At 56.0% G+C, this 17,145-nt stretch carries 16 protein-coding genes; 4 read left to right on the top strand and 12 right to left on the bottom strand.

Annotated elements, in window-relative coordinates; all coding sequences use genetic code 11:
- Window positions 1-2 precede the first annotated feature (2 nt).
- Window positions 3-515, top strand: a complete 513-nt coding sequence (locus ACN0V1_RS02645; RefSeq protein ID WP_417543495.1) for a hypothetical protein — start codon at window positions 3-5, stop codon at window positions 513-515.
- Here ACN0V1_RS02645 and ACN0V1_RS02650 read toward each other — a convergent pair.
- The 4 genes from ACN0V1_RS02650 to ACN0V1_RS02665 form a co-directional block, all read right to left on the bottom strand.
- The gene (locus ACN0V1_RS02650) at window positions 484-744 is read right to left on the bottom strand and encodes a hypothetical protein (RefSeq protein WP_417543496.1); all 261 of its coding nucleotides are present in this window, start codon (window positions 742-744) and stop codon (window positions 484-486) included. The two genes, ACN0V1_RS02645 and ACN0V1_RS02650, sit on opposite strands and share 32 nt — an antisense overlap.
- 141 nt (window positions 745-885) lie before the next feature.
- Entirely contained in the window at window positions 886-1,299 is a 414-nt protein-coding gene (locus ACN0V1_RS02655; protein ID WP_417543497.1) for a response regulator, read from the bottom strand.
- Window positions 1,300-1,341: 42 nt separating this feature from the next.
- Window positions 1,342-1,893, bottom strand: coding sequence for a hypothetical protein (locus tag ACN0V1_RS02660; protein WP_417543498.1), 552 nt, complete (start codon window positions 1,891-1,893; stop codon window positions 1,342-1,344).
- The gene (locus ACN0V1_RS02665; protein WP_417543642.1) at window positions 1,890-5,372 is read right to left on the bottom strand and encodes a response regulator; all 3,483 of its coding nucleotides are present in this window, start codon (window positions 5,370-5,372) and stop codon (window positions 1,890-1,892) included. The genes ACN0V1_RS02660 and ACN0V1_RS02665 overlap by 4 nt, the downstream gene beginning before the upstream one ends.
- A gap of 48 nt (window positions 5,373-5,420) precedes the next feature.
- Here ACN0V1_RS02665 and ACN0V1_RS02670 point away from each other — a divergent pair, with 48 nt between their 5' ends.
- On the top strand, window positions 5,421-5,636 hold the full coding sequence (locus ACN0V1_RS02670) for a hypothetical protein (protein ID WP_417543499.1): 216 nt from the start codon (window positions 5,421-5,423) through the stop codon (window positions 5,634-5,636).
- On the opposite strand, the gene ACN0V1_RS02675 is transcribed toward ACN0V1_RS02670, so the two are convergent.
- On the bottom strand, window positions 5,630-5,887 hold the full coding sequence (locus ACN0V1_RS02675; RefSeq protein ID WP_417543500.1) for a hypothetical protein: 258 nt from the start codon (window positions 5,885-5,887) through the stop codon (window positions 5,630-5,632). The two genes, ACN0V1_RS02670 and ACN0V1_RS02675, sit on opposite strands and share 7 nt — an antisense overlap.
- A 195-nt stretch (window positions 5,888-6,082) precedes the next feature.
- On the opposite strand from ACN0V1_RS02675, the gene ACN0V1_RS02680 reads away from it, so the two are divergent.
- A complete protein-coding gene (locus ACN0V1_RS02680) occupies window positions 6,083-6,427 on the top strand; it encodes a hypothetical protein (protein WP_291944701.1) in 345 nt (114 codons plus the stop codon).
- Window positions 6,428-6,439: 12 nt separating this feature from the next.
- Here ACN0V1_RS02680 and ACN0V1_RS02685 read toward each other — a convergent pair whose 3' ends face one another.
- Window positions 6,440-7,726 carry a serine hydrolase domain-containing protein gene (locus ACN0V1_RS02685; RefSeq protein ID WP_417543501.1) on the bottom strand — a complete coding sequence of 429 codons (1,287 nt, stop codon included), beginning with the start codon at window positions 7,724-7,726 and terminating at the stop codon, window positions 6,440-6,442.
- A gap of 112 nt (window positions 7,727-7,838) precedes the next feature.
- Here ACN0V1_RS02685 and ybaK point away from each other — a divergent pair, with 112 nt between their 5' ends.
- Window positions 7,839-8,309, top strand: coding sequence for a Cys-tRNA(Pro) deacylase (gene ybaK, locus ACN0V1_RS02690; RefSeq protein ID WP_417543502.1), 471 nt, complete (start codon window positions 7,839-7,841; stop codon window positions 8,307-8,309).
- A gap of 82 nt (window positions 8,310-8,391) precedes the next feature.
- On the opposite strand, the gene ACN0V1_RS02695 is transcribed toward ybaK, so the two are convergent.
- From ACN0V1_RS02695 to ACN0V1_RS02720, 6 genes are all read right to left on the bottom strand, one after another.
- Window positions 8,392-10,635 carry an NADP-dependent isocitrate dehydrogenase gene (locus ACN0V1_RS02695; protein ID WP_417543503.1) on the bottom strand — a complete coding sequence of 748 codons (2,244 nt, stop codon included), beginning with the start codon at window positions 10,633-10,635 and terminating at the stop codon, window positions 8,392-8,394.
- Window positions 10,636-11,088: 453 nt separating this feature from the next.
- Window positions 11,089-13,080 carry an acetoacetate--CoA ligase gene (locus ACN0V1_RS02700; RefSeq protein ID WP_417543504.1) on the bottom strand — a complete coding sequence of 664 codons (1,992 nt, stop codon included), beginning with the start codon at window positions 13,078-13,080 and terminating at the stop codon, window positions 11,089-11,091.
- Between the two features lie 16 nt (window positions 13,081-13,096).
- Window positions 13,097-13,876: a 3-hydroxybutyrate dehydrogenase gene (locus tag ACN0V1_RS02705; protein WP_417543505.1), complete on the bottom strand. Its 780-nt coding sequence runs from the start codon at window positions 13,874-13,876 to the stop codon at window positions 13,097-13,099.
- 12 nt (window positions 13,877-13,888) lie between these two features.
- Window positions 13,889-15,253: a TRAP transporter large permease gene (locus ACN0V1_RS02710; RefSeq protein WP_291944687.1), complete on the bottom strand. Its 1,365-nt coding sequence runs from the start codon at window positions 15,251-15,253 to the stop codon at window positions 13,889-13,891.
- Window positions 15,253-15,891 (bottom strand): TRAP transporter small permease subunit, encoded by a 639-nt coding sequence (locus ACN0V1_RS02715; RefSeq protein ID WP_417543506.1) that lies wholly within the window; start codon window positions 15,889-15,891, stop codon window positions 15,253-15,255. The genes ACN0V1_RS02710 and ACN0V1_RS02715 overlap by 1 nt, the downstream gene beginning before the upstream one ends.
- Window positions 15,892-16,009: 118 nt before the next feature.
- The gene (locus tag ACN0V1_RS02720; protein WP_417543507.1) at window positions 16,010-17,062 is read right to left on the bottom strand and encodes a TRAP transporter substrate-binding protein; all 1,053 of its coding nucleotides are present in this window, start codon (window positions 17,060-17,062) and stop codon (window positions 16,010-16,012) included.
- Window positions 17,063-17,145: the final 83 nt, after the last annotated feature.

Below are 17,145 nucleotides of genomic sequence, written 5' to 3' on the forward strand. Positions count from 1 at the left end.
CAATGATCACAGAACCGCGCCCGGCATTTATCGATTTCGAGGCATCAAGCCTTGATCTGATTGCAAGCTACCCGATCGAGGTGGGCGTTTGCATGCCTGACAGCGCGCTCCATAGCTGGCTGATTGCGCCCCACGTACTCTGGCAGGACTGGTCAGCAAGCGCGGAGCAGATTCATGGCATTTCAAGAGCAAGGTTGTCTGCGGAGGGCAATGCCGTAACGGAGGTGGCTCATCACCTTAACCGGCTGTTGTCCGGTTACGTGTTCTGCGACGCCTGGACATTCGACAGTTTCTGGCTGTATCGGCTGTTCCGAGCTGCCGGTATGAAGCCCGGATTCCAACTGGAGTCTGTGTCCATGCTGCTCGATTCACGGCAGGTAAAGCTGTGGCCAGATGCACGCCAGCAGGTTATTGCAGAGCTGGGCCTACCCGTTCACCGCGCGGCAAACGATGCTCTGATTCTGCAGAAAACCTGGGAATACGTCAGTGCTTCAGCTTCAGGCCGCGCGCTCTGAGAACGACCATTTCCAGACCGTCCCTCAGGGTAGATAAGGTCCAGTAAGTGACCAGCGCCATTAGCCCGGCCCCTACAACGGTGAAGGCAAGATCATCACCAACGACCTGTCCCTGTGCCAGCACCATGTATATAGCCAGCGCGGCTACCAGAATGATTTCTACTGCGAAATGGAAACGGAACTTATTGCGGGCAGATCCGGATTCTTCGGACATCTTCTTAGGTTTCAACCTCTGGGTATCTTCAAGCATGGGTGTTAGTTAGTATGCGAATTATCGCCCATGCGGCACTGAATATCTGTACGAGTTAGTGGCTACGGACTTTCCACTACCGGGTCTGCTCCCCCACGAAACCCCGAGCGTCGAAGCCAGTTAATGGGGCCGGTTCAGACCCTGTATCTTTGCCAGGCCGCCATCATGCACCACTTCATAATTGCCGATTACATCGTAAATTTTCTCCTGGGAGTAAGGCTTCACGACATAGCCGTTGGCACCAGCGCTGATTGCCCGTTGAATGCTGTCGATAGAGTCATCCGCAGTGACCAGCACAATATGCTGTCCGTCCCGGGCCGCTTTGAATGCCTTCATCAATTCATGGCCATCGCCATCCGGTAAGCCGAGATCCAACAGCACGATATGGAACTTGCCGCCATCAAATGCCTTTTGGGCCGACGCCACATTTTCGCACTCTGTTACATCAGTTGCTCCAGCTTTATAAAGCATCTCAACCAGGCGTTCGCGCATCACTGGCTCATCTTCAACAACCAGTACGGTCAAATTACCCATCTTTTGTCTCCTATTTTCGCCGGGCGCATTGCAGAACGGCGATTACCAAGAGTCGGTGCCTGTGTGGCGAGGAAGATCCAGTGGCGCATGCCTGGCTCCCGGAACGTGGGCGATGTCCGTCAGATGCTCATCAGCATTGGCCGTGTAAGGTTCCTGGCCGTCATCCCGAGTCAGTATATTGCTGATACTGACAGCGGTTGAATAAAGCGAAATCGCAATAATCAGCAGCACAGGCTGCACAAATGCCACAAATCCCGGTACTTCGGTGCCCACGGTGATGCTTAGCATCAGAATAATGGCGGGCCCGAGCACCACAAACAGTGTCAGCGCGATAAAGAATACAATACGCTCCTTATAGCGGCCAAGGTCCCGGTTAGTGACCAGACCGAGCACAAACTTCCCGATGGCAAGGCCGGCAAGAATGGCGGCGGCTATGCTCAGATCTGCATTCATCAGAGTCTCATAAAGGCGACCATCCCAAAGGCGCTGCATACCAATAACAAGGAAAGGAAAAAGCACGAACAGAATATCGGCGTAGGTGCCGTACATCATGCTCATGGACTGGTGTTCTCGGTGTAACTGCCGCTCACTCATAGGCCCGATCCTGTTTTACTCTGTGTTTGTTCATTCACTATCATCTGATCCAGTATCGCCAGTTCACTGCGAACCTGGCTCCACTGCGGGCAGGTGACCTTTACAAGCGCCTCCAGAATGCCCGCCTGACGGGTCATTGCCGGATACCCCATGGCGCCCGCAGAACCTTTGATCTGATGCGTTTCCGTTTCAAGCACGGCCTGATCACCGTTTGCCAATGCCTGGTTCATCCGCTCCCGGCGTTCACTCAGCCCTGACAGAAATCTGGCTGCCAGGCGGCCGATTTCCTCGTCGCTCTCCACACGGCCGTCCCGAGCCAACCCAGGCTTCAGAAAACGACCCAACAGTGCCTGCAAACGATGCTCATCTATCGGTTTTTCCAGCACTCCATCGCAACCTGCATCACGCAGCGCATCGGTTTCCTGCTGGTCGCCCGCTGTAAAGGCAATGATCGGGCGCCGGAAACCCGCCTGCCTGAGCAGCTGCGTAGCTGCCACGCCGTCCATTTCCGGCATGTGCCGATCCATGAGTACCAGTTGCACCGATTCTGAAAGCGCTTTACGTACAGCCTCAGCGCCCGAGGCAACCGCTACAACATCCGGGCCAAGGCGGTTCAGCATCCGTTCTACAAGCTGCCGGTTTTCTTCATTGTCCTCAGCCACCAGCACCCGGCCACGGTATTGCTGGCCCAGCTCTACGGCGTTGCCGACATTAACCTTCAGGTACCGGGCCAGAACCTCATAAAAGCACTGCTTGTCGATGGGTTTAGCGAGGTGTTCGTTGCAGCCTGCAAATCGGTAGTCGGCAATGTCTTCAGACATCACATTGGCGGTCAGTGCGATAACGGGCGTATTCACCCCGGCCTCCCGCAGCGCTGCGGTGGCATCGCGCCCATTCATTACGGGCATCTGAATGTCCATCAGAACCAGGTCAAAAGGCTCCCGGACAGCCATCTCAAGCGCTTCGGCGCCGTTACCCACGTGCACAAGCTCAGCTCCGGTACGACTCACCAGCAACGAGACCAGGCGCCGGTTTACGTCGTTGTCCTCCGCACAGAGTATGCGCCCGGAAAGGCGTGGCGCCACAACCATTGGAATGGTTCGCCGGCGCTGACTCATCTCCGACGCATCCCGCAGGAAGTGAACCTGATCCAGGGCACCGGTACGAATCGATAACTCAAACTCGCTGCCCTCTCCGTAAGTGCTACTCACACGGATACTGCCACCCAGCATTTCCGTCAGCCGCCGCGAGATACTCAGGCCGAGGCCAGTGCCGCCATACTGTCGGGAAATTGCAGCACTGCCTTGAGCAAAGGGATCAAACAGCCGACCAATCTGCTCCGGTTTCAGGCCTATTCCCGTGTCGACAACCCGGGCGACCAGCATTTCCTGCTCACGGTCACAACGTATCGACAGGGAGATTGACCCTTTTTCCGTAAATTTAAGCGCATTTCCACACAAATTGATAATGATCTGGCGCAGGCGCGTCGGGTCAGTCTGGATCTGCTCGGGCAGCGGGAATTCACAGAGTATATTGAAGTCGAGACCTTTTTCCTTGGCCCGAGGGGCAAAAAAAGCACGAATCTCATCTAACAGCTCTGCCAGGTTCACCGGAACTACGTCCACATCGAGCTTGTTGGCATCGATTTTGGAATGGTCAAGAATATCATTCACCAGTTCAAGCAGGTGTCGCCCGCTCCGGACAACGGTCTCCGCGCTGCTGCGCTTTTCCTGCTCATCAAGATCCGGGTCCATAAGCGTCTCACCGTAGCCAATAATGGCCGCCAACGGCGTTCGGATCTCATGACTCATGTTGGCCAGGAACTGGCTCTTGGCCTCTGCGGAATTGCGCGCAAGCTCTTTCTCCAGCCGTTCCTGTTCCCGTTCGCGCTCAATGCGCTGGCGGCGATGGCTTTCTGTGGAATCGACGCAGGTTCCTTCCAGGTGCGTAGGCTCGCCATTAGTATCGTAGGCTGTGTGGAGTGAAATAATGGCCCAGCGCTCCTCTCCGGCGTTCGTCAGATAGCGAGCCTCCACCCCTTTTATCGTGCCTCGTGCCTCCAGCTGTTCAACCACCAGTTCCCGCAACTGGTTATCTGCAATACACGCCTCCAGTACATCCGGGTTATTTGCCAACAGCTCCCGACTATTGCCGAACCCCATTAACCGCGCCATGGCAGGGTTGGCCGTTACAAACTGCCGCGCGGGCGACATCTGGAAAACGCCCTCAATGGCGTTATCAAACAATGACTGGTAACGCTGCAGGCTGTTTAGTGCCCGCCGGCTCCAGTTCAGTGCCTGGCCCTGAACCTGCTTGATCCGGTCGGCCAGAGCAAAGGAAAACAGGATAATCTGAGCGGTGAGCCCGATCTGGGGCGCGTAACTGGTGAACGTATTAAGCGGCAGATAACCCATAACCGTCAGCGCATAGATGCCAAAACCAATGAGTGCCAGGGTCCATGCGAAAAAGTAGGAGCGAGCCGCCGGGTTGTAATAACGCCAGGACAGGTAGCTCACCACGATCAGAATAAGACAGAGCAGCATCGAACCAATAACAATCCATTCCATCGCAACGTGGTACGGAAGGAACAGCGACAACAGAAAAGTAAGGACAACGGAATAAATGCACATCATGATAACCCGGTCCAGATCCATTGAACGAGTACGGGTTTCGAGCAGGGCGCGGGCCATCAGCAGGCCCCAGAACCAGGTCATGATGATCTGGAAATGCAGGTACTCTTTGTCGAGCAGAGCAGGCCGGCTATCCAGCAGCTGGATACCATGAACCTGTTCGGTCGCAATAAACACCGCCGCTGAGACCAGATAGAGCACGTAGTAAATGTTGCTGCGCTCGCGAACTGAAACGGCTACAAACAGGTTGTAGGCCAGAATGGCCAGCAGGCTCCCCAACAGCGCACCCCGGACGATTTCGTCCACCGACACTTTTTCAATGTAGCTATTGGGGTTCCAGAGGCTGACAGGTAAGCGGAAGGTGTTGGTATTGATAATGCGCAGGTATACAGAGGTAACGCTGCCGGGCTCCAGGGTCAACCGGAAGGTGGGGTTTGGCACAGCCAGATCACGCTCTGCCCAGTTGTCCTGATAGCCTGCTTTGCGCTGGTCAATCAGCTCTCCATCGCGCACCAGATACAGCACCACCTCGTCTACCAGCGGCAAGGCCAGCTCCAGAATCCACTCTGTACCCACCTCTCCGGTATCTGCACGCAAATCAAAGCGGGTCCAGTAAGCAGATTCGGTATAGCCGAAATTCAGTACGCCGCTTTCGTGGCGGGTGAACCGCTCAGGTTCCATGTTCAGAATGTCCGGTAAAAGATAAAGCTGGCCGGCATCCTCCATATAAGAGATGCAACCGCCAAAATCACGGACGCTTTCCGTATTGCGTTCCAGAACGATCTGGCCATTTCGGCACTGCTCCTGAGCGCTCGCCAGACCGGGCGCCAGAGCCGATACCAAAAACATGGCGACAAGCAGCCACTGCACTGCTTTGCCTGAAGCCGGGTTACACCGTTGCTGCAAAATGTGGTCTCCGCGAGGGTCGATGCCTGTCTTATGGTTTATTGTCTGCAGTCGGATCGGGGCGGTTGCGGGCTGGAGGATACCGGGGAGTCGGCGTTCAATCCGGCAACCAATGTAGACCTGGTCTTTTCGACTTTCGACATCGAAGATACAGAAAGCGATGCGGCTGTGAGCTGGACTGCAACCGGAGCCTACGTGCGTCAGTAACCGCGATGCTCATCAAGATCGCAGGTCTGCAAAAAGCTTTTTTTGTGCTCAATCATCCGCTCATAGGCTGAAATCATAACGGCAACGTGGGGCGCCTTGGTCAGGCGCAGAACTTCGATTCGGCGTTCCAGCCGCTCTACTTCCATACTGACTTGTTGGTGCACATGGCTTAGCACGCTGTCGTGATGATCGAGCCGGACGTTTCTGGTCGGTGAAAGATAGTCGTGATGCTGAGTTGTGTACTTGTCCATTGTCTCTCATCCATTGAGTGGCGACAGTTCCTTTATCAGAGTGCAGTTTGCACAGTTGTCCGACAAAGTGCAACAAATGAATATGCTTTCAACTTTACGCCATTATCCAGCAACAGAGCAGGCACACAGAGAATCCCGACGAATCCGCTGCTATAGTTCTTCTGACTGTTTCTTTTCCAGCTACCGGGATTGTTTATGAGCCAGACATCCGTTGCCGATACCCTGAGGGAATACCTCTCCCTTCTTGAACTGCTGGACGACGCATACTGGGAAGCCGCCAGCATCCAGCACAAGGACATGCTGTACGACATCATCAGTATTTTCAGCCAGGAAGTGTCCGAGATAAACAAGCTCAGTATTCAGGATCACCACTATCCTTATGAGGTGATCACTGAAGGCATTCGCCGGGTTGTGCCCAAGCTTGAAAAGCTGGACGAGAGCCGCGAGGACGTCATCCAGCGCACTCAGACGCTAACGGACTTCCGCGACATTCTGTCATCCGTGCTTGGCATTCTGGAGGCCCAGCTAAGAACCCTGTGAATGGTCGTCGCTTCAGGCGGCGACCACAGGGCGCTCGCTTTCCGGGCGAAATGGGAACTGACTGGCAATGGTATAAACAAACTTGCACAGCGCAGGCAGGTGATGCCCCACAATAGGAAACCCGGTATTGAGCAGGTTTACGGAGATATCCCGGGCGGCATCTGCCCAGCAGAGCTTGTTGATCAGCCCCACATGCCCGAACGCGTAGCGACTTTTTTGCCCCCACAAGCCAACCGGATTGCCGCCCAGCATCATGCCGGCACTGAAACGCATGGGAATCATCATGGTGCGGTCAATCTGTAACGAACCGAACTGCTGAATGGCCCGGCGAACGGTGATTTCGCTGCAGATACGCTTGCCATTCCAGGTACCTCCATTAAGCATCATCTGGAAGAATCGCCCCATTTCCTCGGCCGTGCCGCACAGATTGCCCGCCGGAATCACAGCTTCCTGGAAGCGCGGATCGTTGGTCACGTGTTCCACGGTAGAGATATCACCGCCAAGCGCACGGTTGACGATCCAGGACACAGGGAAGCGCGGGGTAGGCCCGGTAGCGTAATTGGTGGCCAGCTCATGAAGGTTTTCAGGTTGAATCCCGTAAGTAAACCACTTCATACCCATTGGCTTGCGAAGATGCCTGTCGAGATAGTTTTCGATGGTATCGCCCGTCACCTTCTCCAGCACGCGCTGGAGTACGTAGCCTCCAGTTACCGCATGATACGCAACCTTGGAGCCGTCTACCTCGACGGCTCTGGCTTCACACAGCAGACGCCAAATCTCGTCCTGATCCCATAGCACATCAATCGGCGTGTCTTTTGGGATTGCCGGAATTCCGCCTCGGTGCGAGAGAATTTGATGCACCGTAATGGTGCGCTTTCCGTTCGTCGCGAACTCCGGACAGTAGTAGGACACTGGATCCATCAGATTGACCAGCCCCTGTTCCACCAACATGTGCATCAATAAAGCAGTGACCGCCTTGGACGCGGAGAAATAACAAATAGGCGTTTCCGTGGTCATCGCCACTTTGGGTGTGCCGACGGGGTCATGAGGGCCGTTGCCGCTGGAATGGCCAATCGCCCGGTGCAGAATCTGCTCACCCCTGTGCCGCACCGATATCTGGATGCCAGGATGGACACCCGTACGGTAAAGGGCTTCGACGCTTTTCCAGATAGTGTCTACCGTTCGGGGATCAACGCCAACCGCTTCCGGCTTTTCACCGGCGACATCACGGTGAGTAACGGTAGACAAGTCCTTGGGAACCTTGCAACTGTGCAGTGCACGACGGGCTATCGGGTTCATCGGGTACGCCTTGGTGTTGGTGACTGTTTTTATTCCGTCTTCGGGTTGGTTCGTTCTGAAGTTATCATAGACCGTTGAGCAAAAGAAAAACCAATGGTTTCAGGAGCAACCTATGACCCCCGGTATCGATGCGGCCTGTAAAGCCGGTATTCCCCACAACATCCACGAATACGAACACAACCCAGCCAGTGCGGGTTACGGCAATGAAGCCGCCGAAAAAATGGGGGTAGATCCGGCACGAGTATTCAAAACTCTGGTTGTAACCGTTGATGGCAAAACCCTTGCCGTTGGCGTGGTGCCGGTCACCGGCATGCTGAGCATGAAGCTGATCGCCAAGGCTGCCGGCGGAAAGAAAGCAAGCATGGCGGACCCGCAGGAAGTCCAGCGCCGCACCGGTTACGTGCTGGGAGGCGTTAGTCCGCTGGGCCAGAAGAACCGCCTGAAAACCTTGATTGACGCCTCTGCAGAGGCCTTTGACACTATCTACGTCAGCGCTGGCCGCCGCGGGCTGGAGATTGAGCTTTCACCCGAAGATCTGGCCCGGCTGACCGGCGGGCAACTGGTGCCGCTGCAGCAGGCATAAAAAACCCGGAGAGCCGTGTTACAGGCTTTCCGGGCTTCTGTCTCAGGCAGCCCCAGGCGAGGTGCCCGGGTGCCGTCCGGGATTATTTCACCGATGCGCGGGCATCTTCCATAATCCGGTTGAGAGTTTCACTTGGCTGCATGACCGCCTTCACCTTCTCCGCAGGTGGGTGATAATAGCCGCCGATATCCGCCGGATGACCCTGGACAACGCTCATTTCCTCCAGGATCTTGTCCTTGTTTTCTTCCAGCTGCGCCGACATTTTAGTGAAGAACTCTTTGAGTTCCTTGTCGCTATCCTGGCTTGCCAACTCCTCTGCCCAGTAGCGCGCAAGGTGGAAGTGACTGCCACGGTTATCCAGCTCACCGGTCACGCGGGAAGGCGACTGGTTGTTTTCCAGCAGACGCTCGGTGGCTTTGTCGAGAGTCTGGCCCAGCAGGCGTGCACGATGATTGTCGTGTTTCTCACCCAGTTCATCCAGCGACACCGCAATAGCAAGGAACTCGCCCAGCGAATCCCAGCGCAGGTGGTCTTCCTGCAGCAATTGCTGCACGTGCTTGGGTGCAGAACCGCCAGCGCCGGTTTCGTAGAGCCCACCGCCGTTCAGCAGCGGAACAATTGACAGCATCTTGGCACTGGTACCCAGCTCCAGAATCGGGAACAGGTCGGTAAGGTAGTCACGCAGCACGTTGCCGGTTACAGAGATGGTATCCAGACCACGAATCAGGCGCTCCATGGTCCAGCGAATGGCGCGAACGGGCGACTCGATACGGATATGGAGACCCTCGGTATCATGATCTTTAAGGTACGTATGAACCTTCTTGATCAGCTCGGCATCGTGAGCACGCTCGTCGTCCAGCCAGAACACAGCAGGCGTACCGGTAGCGCGGGCGCGATTAACCGCCAGCTTGACCCAGTCGCGGATCGGCAGGTCTTTGGTCTGGCACGCGCGCCAGATATCGCCCTGTTCCACGTTGTGCTCGGTCAGAACGGTGCCATCTTCGGCAACCACACGCACAATACCGTCTTCCTGGATTTCGAAGGTCTTGTCGTGGGAGCCATACTCTTCGGCTTTCTGCGCCATCAGACCCACGTTTGGCACTGTGCCCATAGTGGTGGGATCGAATGCACCGTGAGTCTTACAGAAGTTAATCGCTTCCTGATAGATGGTGGCGTAGGTGGACTCCGGCATAACGGCCTTGGTGTCCTTGAGCTTGCCATCTCGGGCCCACATTTTACCGGAGTTGCGGATCATTGCAGGCATGGAGGCGTCAACAATAACGTCGCTCGGCATGTGCAGGTTGGTGATACCTTTGACGGTATCAACCATAGCGATTTCCGGGCGGTGCTCGTAGGTTTTGTGCAGAGCTTCCTGGATTTCTTCCTGCTTGGATTCCGGCAGCAACTTGATCTTCTCAAGTACGGAAGACAGGCCGTTGTTCGGGTTTACACCGATTTCTTCGAACAGGTCGCCGTACTGATCAAACAGCTCTTTGTAGTAAATCTTCACCGCGTGACCGAACACGATCGGGTGGGAGATTTTCATCATGGTGGCTTTGACGTGCAGGGAAAACATTACACCGGTCTTTTCGCAATCTTCGATGACATCTTCGAAGAATTTGCAGAGCGCTTTCTTGCTCATGAACATGCCGTCGAGCACTTCGCCTTCCAGCAGAGGCAAATCGGATTTGAGCACGGTCTGCTTGCCGCTTTTGTTCTCGAAAACGATGCGGGCGTTGGTCGCCTTGTCGAGGGTCAGGGACTGTTCGTTGGAGTAAAAATCGCCACCACGCATGTGCGCTACATGGGTACGTGAAGCCGGGCTCCAATCACCCATAGTGTGGGGATATTTACGTGCGAAGGCTTTGACGGCGGCTGGTGCCCGACGGTCGGAGTTGCCTTCACGCAGAACCGGGTTCACGGCGCTGCCCAGTACTTTGGCATAGCGGGCTGTGATGTCTTTTTCTTCGTCGGTTTCAGGGTTCTCATTGTATTCAGGAACCTTGTAACCCTGATCATTCAGTTCTTTAATGGCCGCGCGCAGCTGCGGTATGGAGGCAGAAATGTTCGGCAGCTTGATGATGTTGGCGTCGGGGTCTTTGGTGTACTCGCCCAGCTCTGCAAGGGCATCCGGAACCCGCTGATTCTCTTCCAGGTACTCCGGGAAGGTCGCGAGAATCCTGGCCGCCAGGGATATATCACTGGTTTCGAATTCAATGCCAGCCGGCTTGGCGTAGGTTTCCAGAATCGGAAGAAGTGACCGTGTAGCGAGGGCAGGCGCCTCATCGGTCAGTGTGTAAACGATCTTTGCTTTGGATGATGTCATTTTCGTCCTCAGGCTTATAGGTGGGTTCAGGACGGTCATGGCGTGATCTTGCGCTTTTTGGGCGCCTGATCTTTGCAATGACTGATTTTGGAACTTTTAATAGGCCTACTAAGATACCATTTTTTTGTAATCTCGGGTTACGATCTTAGTATAAGAACGGACTAAAAACCCCTGATCTTCGGTGACAGTGTGGCTATGTGGCGGGAATTTACGAAACTTTCTAACATTTGGCATACAGCTTGGTTGGCTTGGGAGTATCGCGTTGGGGGTCAGTCCTTCCCAAAACACGCTCCTTGCGGCACATCCATGTGACGCTTGGGCTCCGCACAGTTTTGGGAAGGACTGACCCCCAACGCTCGGCAAGGTTTACAGTGGCCGCCCGCAGAAGGCACCTTTATGTCGTGCGGCACCAAAATTCCGATCCGCACGCTGTTTTGACGCTCAAGTTTCCGATCAGCCTTTTGGCAACAGATTCTCCTCGGCAAGCCTGTCCCGAATCTGGTCCAGCGCTTCCGGGTTGCCCAGGGCATCCCGGTTGTCTGCTTTGCTGGTGCCGTTGATCAGGCGAGCGACGGCCAGTTCCACTTTTTTACCGCTGCGGGTGTAGGGGATGTCCGGCACCTGAACTATGTGTTTGGGAACATGGCGTGGGCTGGCGCCCTTGCGGATCCGGACTTTTAGCTGGTTCAGCAGGTCGTCGGTGAGCTCCTGGCCTTCGGCAGCTACTACAAACAGTACAACTTCTACGTCGCCGTCGATCTGGCGCCCGACTACCAAACTGTCTTTGATGGCCGCTTCCGTTTCTACCTGGCGGTAGATTTCTGCGGTGCCGATGCGCACGCCGCCGGGGTTGAGTGTGGCGTCAGAGCGGCCGTAGATGATGGCGCCGCCGTGCTCGGAGAACTCAATGAAATCACCATGTGCCCAGACGCCCGGGAAGGTGTCGAAGTAGGCGGCACGGTAGCGTTCGCCGTCGGCGTCGTCCCAGAAGGCGACGGGCATGGAGGGCAAAGGCTGGCGGCAGACAAGTTCACCGCGGCCCTGTTCGACGGGACTGCCGTCGTCTCCGTACGCTACAGCGTCGACGCCCAGCAAGCTGCACTGGATTTCGCCCCGGCGTACCGGTAGCAGTGGAGTGGAACCGACAAAGCAGCCGCAGATGTCTGTGCCACCGGCAATGGAGCCCAGCAGTACGTTGGGCGCGCCGTGACTGTATACCCAGTCGTAGTCCTCCGGAAGCAGAGGCGAGCCGGTTGAGAAAATGATTCTCAGGTTGCTGAGGTCCAGGGTTTCAGCCGGTGCCATTTCAGCCTTGCGACAGCCTGCAATGAATCTTGCGCTGGTACCGAAGTGGGTAACGCGCTCTTCGGCTACGGTTTCCCACAGGAAGTTCAGGCTGGGGTAGCCCGGTGAGCCGTCTACGGTAATGACGGCAGCGCCGGTCAGCAGGGCGGAGGCCTGCCAGTTCCACATCATCCAGCCGCAGGTGGTGAAGTAGAGGAAGCGATCTTCCGGGCCTACGTCACCGTGCAGCATAAGTTCTTTGGCGTGATTGACGAGCAGGCCGGCGGTGCCGTGCACGATGCATTTGGGCTTGCCGGTAGTGCCGGAGGAATACAGGATATAGACCGGGTGGTCAGGGTCGACCGGCGCAAATGAGGGTGCTTGGCCTGCACCAAAAGCAAGTGCCGCGTCCCAGGTAGTTACCAGCTCACCCGGAACCGCTGTTTCTCCCGGAAGTTGCTCAACGCTGACAACGCATTTGAGCGTTGGCAGGCCGTCAATCAGTTCCGCAAAATCGTTCTGGCGGGCGAAGGTCTTACCGCCGTAGCCATAACCGTTTACCACGATCAGGGCGGAGGGCTCGATCTGGCCAAACCGGTCTAGGATGGCGCCAATACCAAAGTCCGGCGAGGCGGAACTCCAGATAGCACCAAGGCTGGTTGCCGCCAGCATGCCGGCGAGGGCTTCGTAGCCGTTGGTTACAACACCGGCTACCCGATCGCCTTTTTTGATGCCCTTGCTGCGCAGGAAGGCTTCCAGCGCACCGACATCGGATTTCAGTTCGCCGTAGGTGCGGCGCAAAACCGGGCGGGTTTCACAGTAGGCGACAATCGCTTCCTGGTTGGCATGCTCGCCTTCTGCCAGGCGCAGCAGGTTGGCGGCAAAGTTCAGCTTCATACCCGGGAACCACTCGGCGCCGGGCATGTCCCGCTTGCCCAGCACTTTACTGGCCGGTGTCTCGCATATCAGGCCACAGTAGTCCCAGACTTTGGCCCAGAAGGTTTCCAGGTCATCAACGGACCACCGGTGCAGTGCGTGATAATCCGCAAAGGGGCCATAACCCTGGCCTTCAAGCCACGTTTTAAACCGGCCCATATGGGCGTTGTCCAGCGTCGCCTCAGTGGGAGACCAGACTACGGGTGATTGTTCTGTAAGGCTCATCCGTCGCTCCTGTTGCTTACTGCATGTGCCAGCCGTGGCTGACGACAATAGATTGGCCAGTGAGGGCGGCCGAAGGAAAGGCCGCAAGATGTACGGCCGTTTCGGAAACATCTTCCAGCGTAGTGAACTCGCCGTCCACTGTGTTCTTCAGCATGACCTTGCTGATGACTTCCTCTTCAGAAAGTCCAAGCTCTTTTGCCTGTTCCGGAATCTGTTTATCTACCAGCGGCGTTCTCACAAAGCCCGGGCAGATAATATTACTGCGCACACCATGTTCGGCACCTTCTTTGGCAACTGCACGGCACAACCCCAACATACCGTGTTTTGCTGCCACGTAAGGCGACTTCAGAGGCGAAGCCTCCAGCGAATGCACAGACCCCATGTACAGCATAGTGCCCCCGCCGCTGGCGTACATCTGCTTGAGCGCGGCCCGGGTTACCAGAAAGGCGCCATCCAGATGCACGCTGATCACCCGGCGCCAGTCCGCATACGCCAGTTTGTGCACCGGGTCTATGTGCTGGATACCGGCATTGGCGACAGCGATGTCGAGGCCGCCCCAGGCTTGCACAATGGCGGCAACACCTGCATCGACTGCAGCTTCATCCGTCACGTCCATGGCCAGAGCCATCGCTGTGCCACCGGCTTTTTCTATGGCGTCTACGGCCTCTTGTGCGCTTTCCAGCGTAAGATCCGCGACCGCAACGCGAGCACCTTCACGGCCATAGTGCTCGGCGATTGCGCGGCCGATGCCACGCCCCGCCCCGGTAATCAACGCAATCCGTTTTTCTAGACGCATGGTTTTATCTCCTTAGTCGTAAGCCACGCTGGGCAGCCAGGTTGCGATCTCGGGCACCAGGAATACGATCGCCAACGCTATCAGCTGAATAATGATAAAGGGCATGACGCCCTTGTAGATATCGATTACCGTGATTTCCGGTGGCGCCACGCCCTTGATGTAGAACAGCGCAAAGCCTACCGGTGGCGTCAGGAACGACGTCTGCAAGCACATGGCAAAGAGTATGGTGAACCACACCAGGTTGAATTCCAGATGTTGGACAACCGGGGCGACCAACGGAAGAATAATCAGAGTGATCTCAACCCAATCGAGGAAGAAACCAAGCAGGAACACCGCGAAAAGAATGCTCAACACCACACCGTAGGGCCCGAATGGCAGCCCCAGCAGCGCGTCTTTGATCACCTCGTCGCCACCAAGCCCCCGCAGCACAACAGAGAAGGCCGTCGCACCAAGGAAAATTGCAAATATAAACGCAGACGTGCGGGTGGTTTGTTGTATTGATGAGCGGAGCACTTCCATGTTCAGTCGTCTTGCCATCACAGCCAGCAAAAGAGCACCCAGGGCGCCGACACCGGAAGCTTCCGTGGGCGTGGCTATACCGGCAAAGATAGAACCAAGCACACCGAGAATCAGCGCAGCCGTGGGCAGAACGGCCTTGGCTACTTCCCAGACAATACTCCAGGATACTTTCTCAGTACCCTCAGGCACAGGCGCAATATGCGGCTGCAGCATGGGGCGGATGATGGCATAGGCAACGTACATCGCACCCAGCAGCAAGCCAGGCAAGAATGCTCCCATGAACAGATCACCCACCGAGGCTTCCGGAACCGCCAACCGGTCAGCCATCAACACCAGCATGATGGAAGGAGGAATCAGGATCCCGAGGGTACCGGTGGCACAGGCAGTGCCCACGGCAAACCCCTTGTCGTACTTGTTCTCCATCATCACTGGCAAAGAGAGCATGCCCAACAACACGACCGAAGCACCAATGATACCGGTGGTGGCTGCCAACAGTACGCCAATAATAATCACCGTTACCGCATATCCGCCGCGAACCGCGCCAAACAGTTTTACCATGCTGTTCATCAGTCGCTCGGCGACACCAGACTGGTCAAGCATGATGCCCATGAAGATGAACATGGGCAGAGCCACAAGGGTCTCGCTGTTTACGACTTTCCATACCCGCTCGGGCATGAGCCCCATAGAGGAGGCATAGTCAAACCAGAGATTGGCACCAAAATTTTCAACGGCCACTACACCGACTAATGTCCAGATGACTGCGGTGCCGCCCAGCACCCAGGCAACCGGAAAGCCGGTCATCAGTAACGCCCCGAACGTCAGGAACATACCGATTACAAACAGGGTTTCAAGCTCCATCAGGACGCATCCTCTTTCTTGTCATTCCCGGTCTTGACAGGGATTGGCTTCGGAAAACCGAAAAGCAGTGCAGTGACTTTCAACAAACGGGATAGCGCAGCCAGAGCCAGAAGAACAAACGACAATGCCACGACACCTTTGAGTACCCAGCGGTATGGAAGCCCGGCAGGCGCCTGACTGGTTTCACCCTGTTGCCAGGAACTGAAGGCATAGGGAATCATTTCGTATATCGCCAACCCGAGAAACGGTAACAACAGGAACAACAGGCCGAGCAGTTCAACCCAACCCTGACGTCTCAGGGACATGCGTTCGTGGAGTACATCCACTCTCACGTGATCATCGACCACGAGGGTATAGGCCAGTCCCAGCAGCCAGCCCATGCCGGCCAGGTGCCACTGGACCTCTTCCAATGTTACAGAACCATGGTCAAAGGCATAGCGGCCAACCACCGCCCAGATGATCACGCCTGTTAGCACCACCCAGAGCCAGGACGCAGCCTTGCCGGTCGCCGCAATCACGCGGTCCATCTGCTGACTGACCCGGGTTGTCGGTAGCTCTGTGTGGTGGTGAAGAAATTCACCTGCGTCGGGCACCGGTGCCCGCGAGTTTTGCGGTGAGTCTTGATCAGACACCGTCATGGAATAATTCCCCGCTCAGAAAGCCTATGCTGCGAAACAAGGACGGCCCCGAAGGGCCATCCAGACTTGGTCGGAGAGCATCGGAATTTGAGCCGATGCTCAGGGTCAGCCCCGGATCTTAAAGATCCGATGGAACATAGGCGCGTGAATCCCACACCTTGTAGGTCTCCATAAACTCGTTCTGGCTGTCATAAACGCGTTTGAAGTCAGCATCGTTGGCAGCTTCTTCTTTCAGCACTTCCTGGGTAACCTTCTTCAAGTCCTGCAGGACCTCGCGGGGGATCTGGTCAGCGCTGACACCCTTAGCCTGGAAGCCGGCCAGAACCTTGCCGTTCTTGTACTCGCCTTCGGCCAGGGCCAGAGTTGTCGCGGCGGTGCAGGAGGCTTCAACCAGTGCTTTCTGGGCATCGGTCGCATTGTTCCACTCATCCTTGTTGATCAGCATGTACTGGGCAGTAAACTGCTGATGCCAGCCGGGGAAGAGGTTGTACTTGACCACCTGGTCGAATCCGAGAATCTGGTCAATGGCAGGCATGGAAAATTCGGTCGCATCGATTGTGCCTTTTTCCAACGCCTGAAAGAGCTCACCGCCGGGCATCATGGTGACCGAGGCACCCAGCTTTTCCAGAACCTTGCCGCCGAGGCCGGCGAAACGGATTTTCAGACCTTTGTAATCTTCCAGGGTGTTGATTTTGTCTTTATACCAGCCAGCTGTTTCAGGCCCGATAATGCCGCACAGCTGCGCGTGCACTTTGAAGCCCTTGTTGGCGTAGACTTCCTGCAACATTTCATGGCCACCACCGTAGTAGTACCAGCCGGTGTAGGCCCAGGGCTTCATGCCAAAGGGAACAGCCGCAAACAGCGGAATCGCAGGCACCTTACCCTGGTCGTAACCGATCCAGGTGTAACCTGCGGAAACCTTGCCGTCGGAAACAGACTGCAGGATATCGAAAGCTGGAACCAGCTTGCCGGGCTCATAGACGCGAACCTGGATACTGCCGTCGGAAGCAGTGTTGAGATTATCGGCAACCCAGGCGGCAGGCGAACCCAGGCCAGGGAGATTGGTGGAGAAGGCGACTGGCATTTTCCAACGCAGATCGTCTGCGTATACCGATCCCGTTGTAAGGGCAATCGCACCAGCGATACCGGTGAGGGCCTTGAAGAGTTTCATTGGCGTGTCTCCTGACATTGTTGTTGTAGTTGGCCGGCAGGATGATTTTCCTGACAAGCCAGGTCTGAGTGTAGTCAGACATC

Origin of the sequence: Marinobacter sp. (assembly GCF_048266785.1) — a bacterium.
In the GTDB taxonomy this organism is placed as follows: domain Bacteria; phylum Pseudomonadota; class Gammaproteobacteria; order Pseudomonadales; family Oleiphilaceae; genus Marinobacter.

Bases quoted from the DNA above. Each gene is read 5' to 3' on its own strand.
- ACN0V1_RS02645 (WP_417543495.1), top strand. From the start codon at position 3: ATGATCACAGAACCGCGCCCGGCATTTATCGATTTCGAGGCATCAAGC.
- ACN0V1_RS02655 (WP_417543497.1), bottom strand. From the start codon at position 1,299: ATGGGTAATTTGACCGTACTGGTTGTTGAAGATGAGCCAGTGATGCGC.
- ACN0V1_RS02660 (WP_417543498.1), bottom strand. From the start codon at position 1,893: ATGAGTGAGCGGCAGTTACACCGAGAACACCAGTCCATGAGCATGATG.
- ACN0V1_RS02665 (WP_417543642.1), bottom strand. From the start codon at position 5,372: ATGTTTTTGGTATCGGCTCTGGCGCCCGGTCTGGCGAGCGCTCAGGAG.
- ACN0V1_RS02675 (WP_417543500.1), bottom strand. From the start codon at position 5,887: ATGGACAAGTACACAACTCAGCATCACGACTATCTTTCACCGACCAGA.
- ACN0V1_RS02680 (WP_291944701.1), top strand. From the start codon at position 6,083: ATGAGCCAGACATCCGTTGCCGATACCCTGAGGGAATACCTCTCCCTT.
- ACN0V1_RS02685 (WP_417543501.1), bottom strand. From the start codon at position 7,726: ATGAACCCGATAGCCCGTCGTGCACTGCACAGTTGCAAGGTTCCCAAG.
- ybaK (WP_417543502.1), top strand. From the start codon at position 7,839: ATGACCCCCGGTATCGATGCGGCCTGTAAAGCCGGTATTCCCCACAAC.
- ACN0V1_RS02695 (WP_417543503.1), bottom strand. From the start codon at position 10,635: ATGACATCATCCAAAGCAAAGATCGTTTACACACTGACCGATGAGGCG.
- ACN0V1_RS02700 (WP_417543504.1), bottom strand. From the start codon at position 13,080: ATGAGCCTTACAGAACAATCACCCGTAGTCTGGTCTCCCACTGAGGCG.
- ACN0V1_RS02705 (WP_417543505.1), bottom strand. From the start codon at position 13,876: ATGCGTCTAGAAAAACGGATTGCGTTGATTACCGGGGCGGGGCGTGGC.
- ACN0V1_RS02710 (WP_291944687.1), bottom strand. From the start codon at position 15,253: ATGGAGCTTGAAACCCTGTTTGTAATCGGTATGTTCCTGACGTTCGGG.
- ACN0V1_RS02715 (WP_417543506.1), bottom strand. From the start codon at position 15,891: ATGACGGTGTCTGATCAAGACTCACCGCAAAACTCGCGGGCACCGGTG.
- ACN0V1_RS02720 (WP_417543507.1), bottom strand. From the start codon at position 17,062: ATGAAACTCTTCAAGGCCCTCACCGGTATCGCTGGTGCGATTGCCCTT.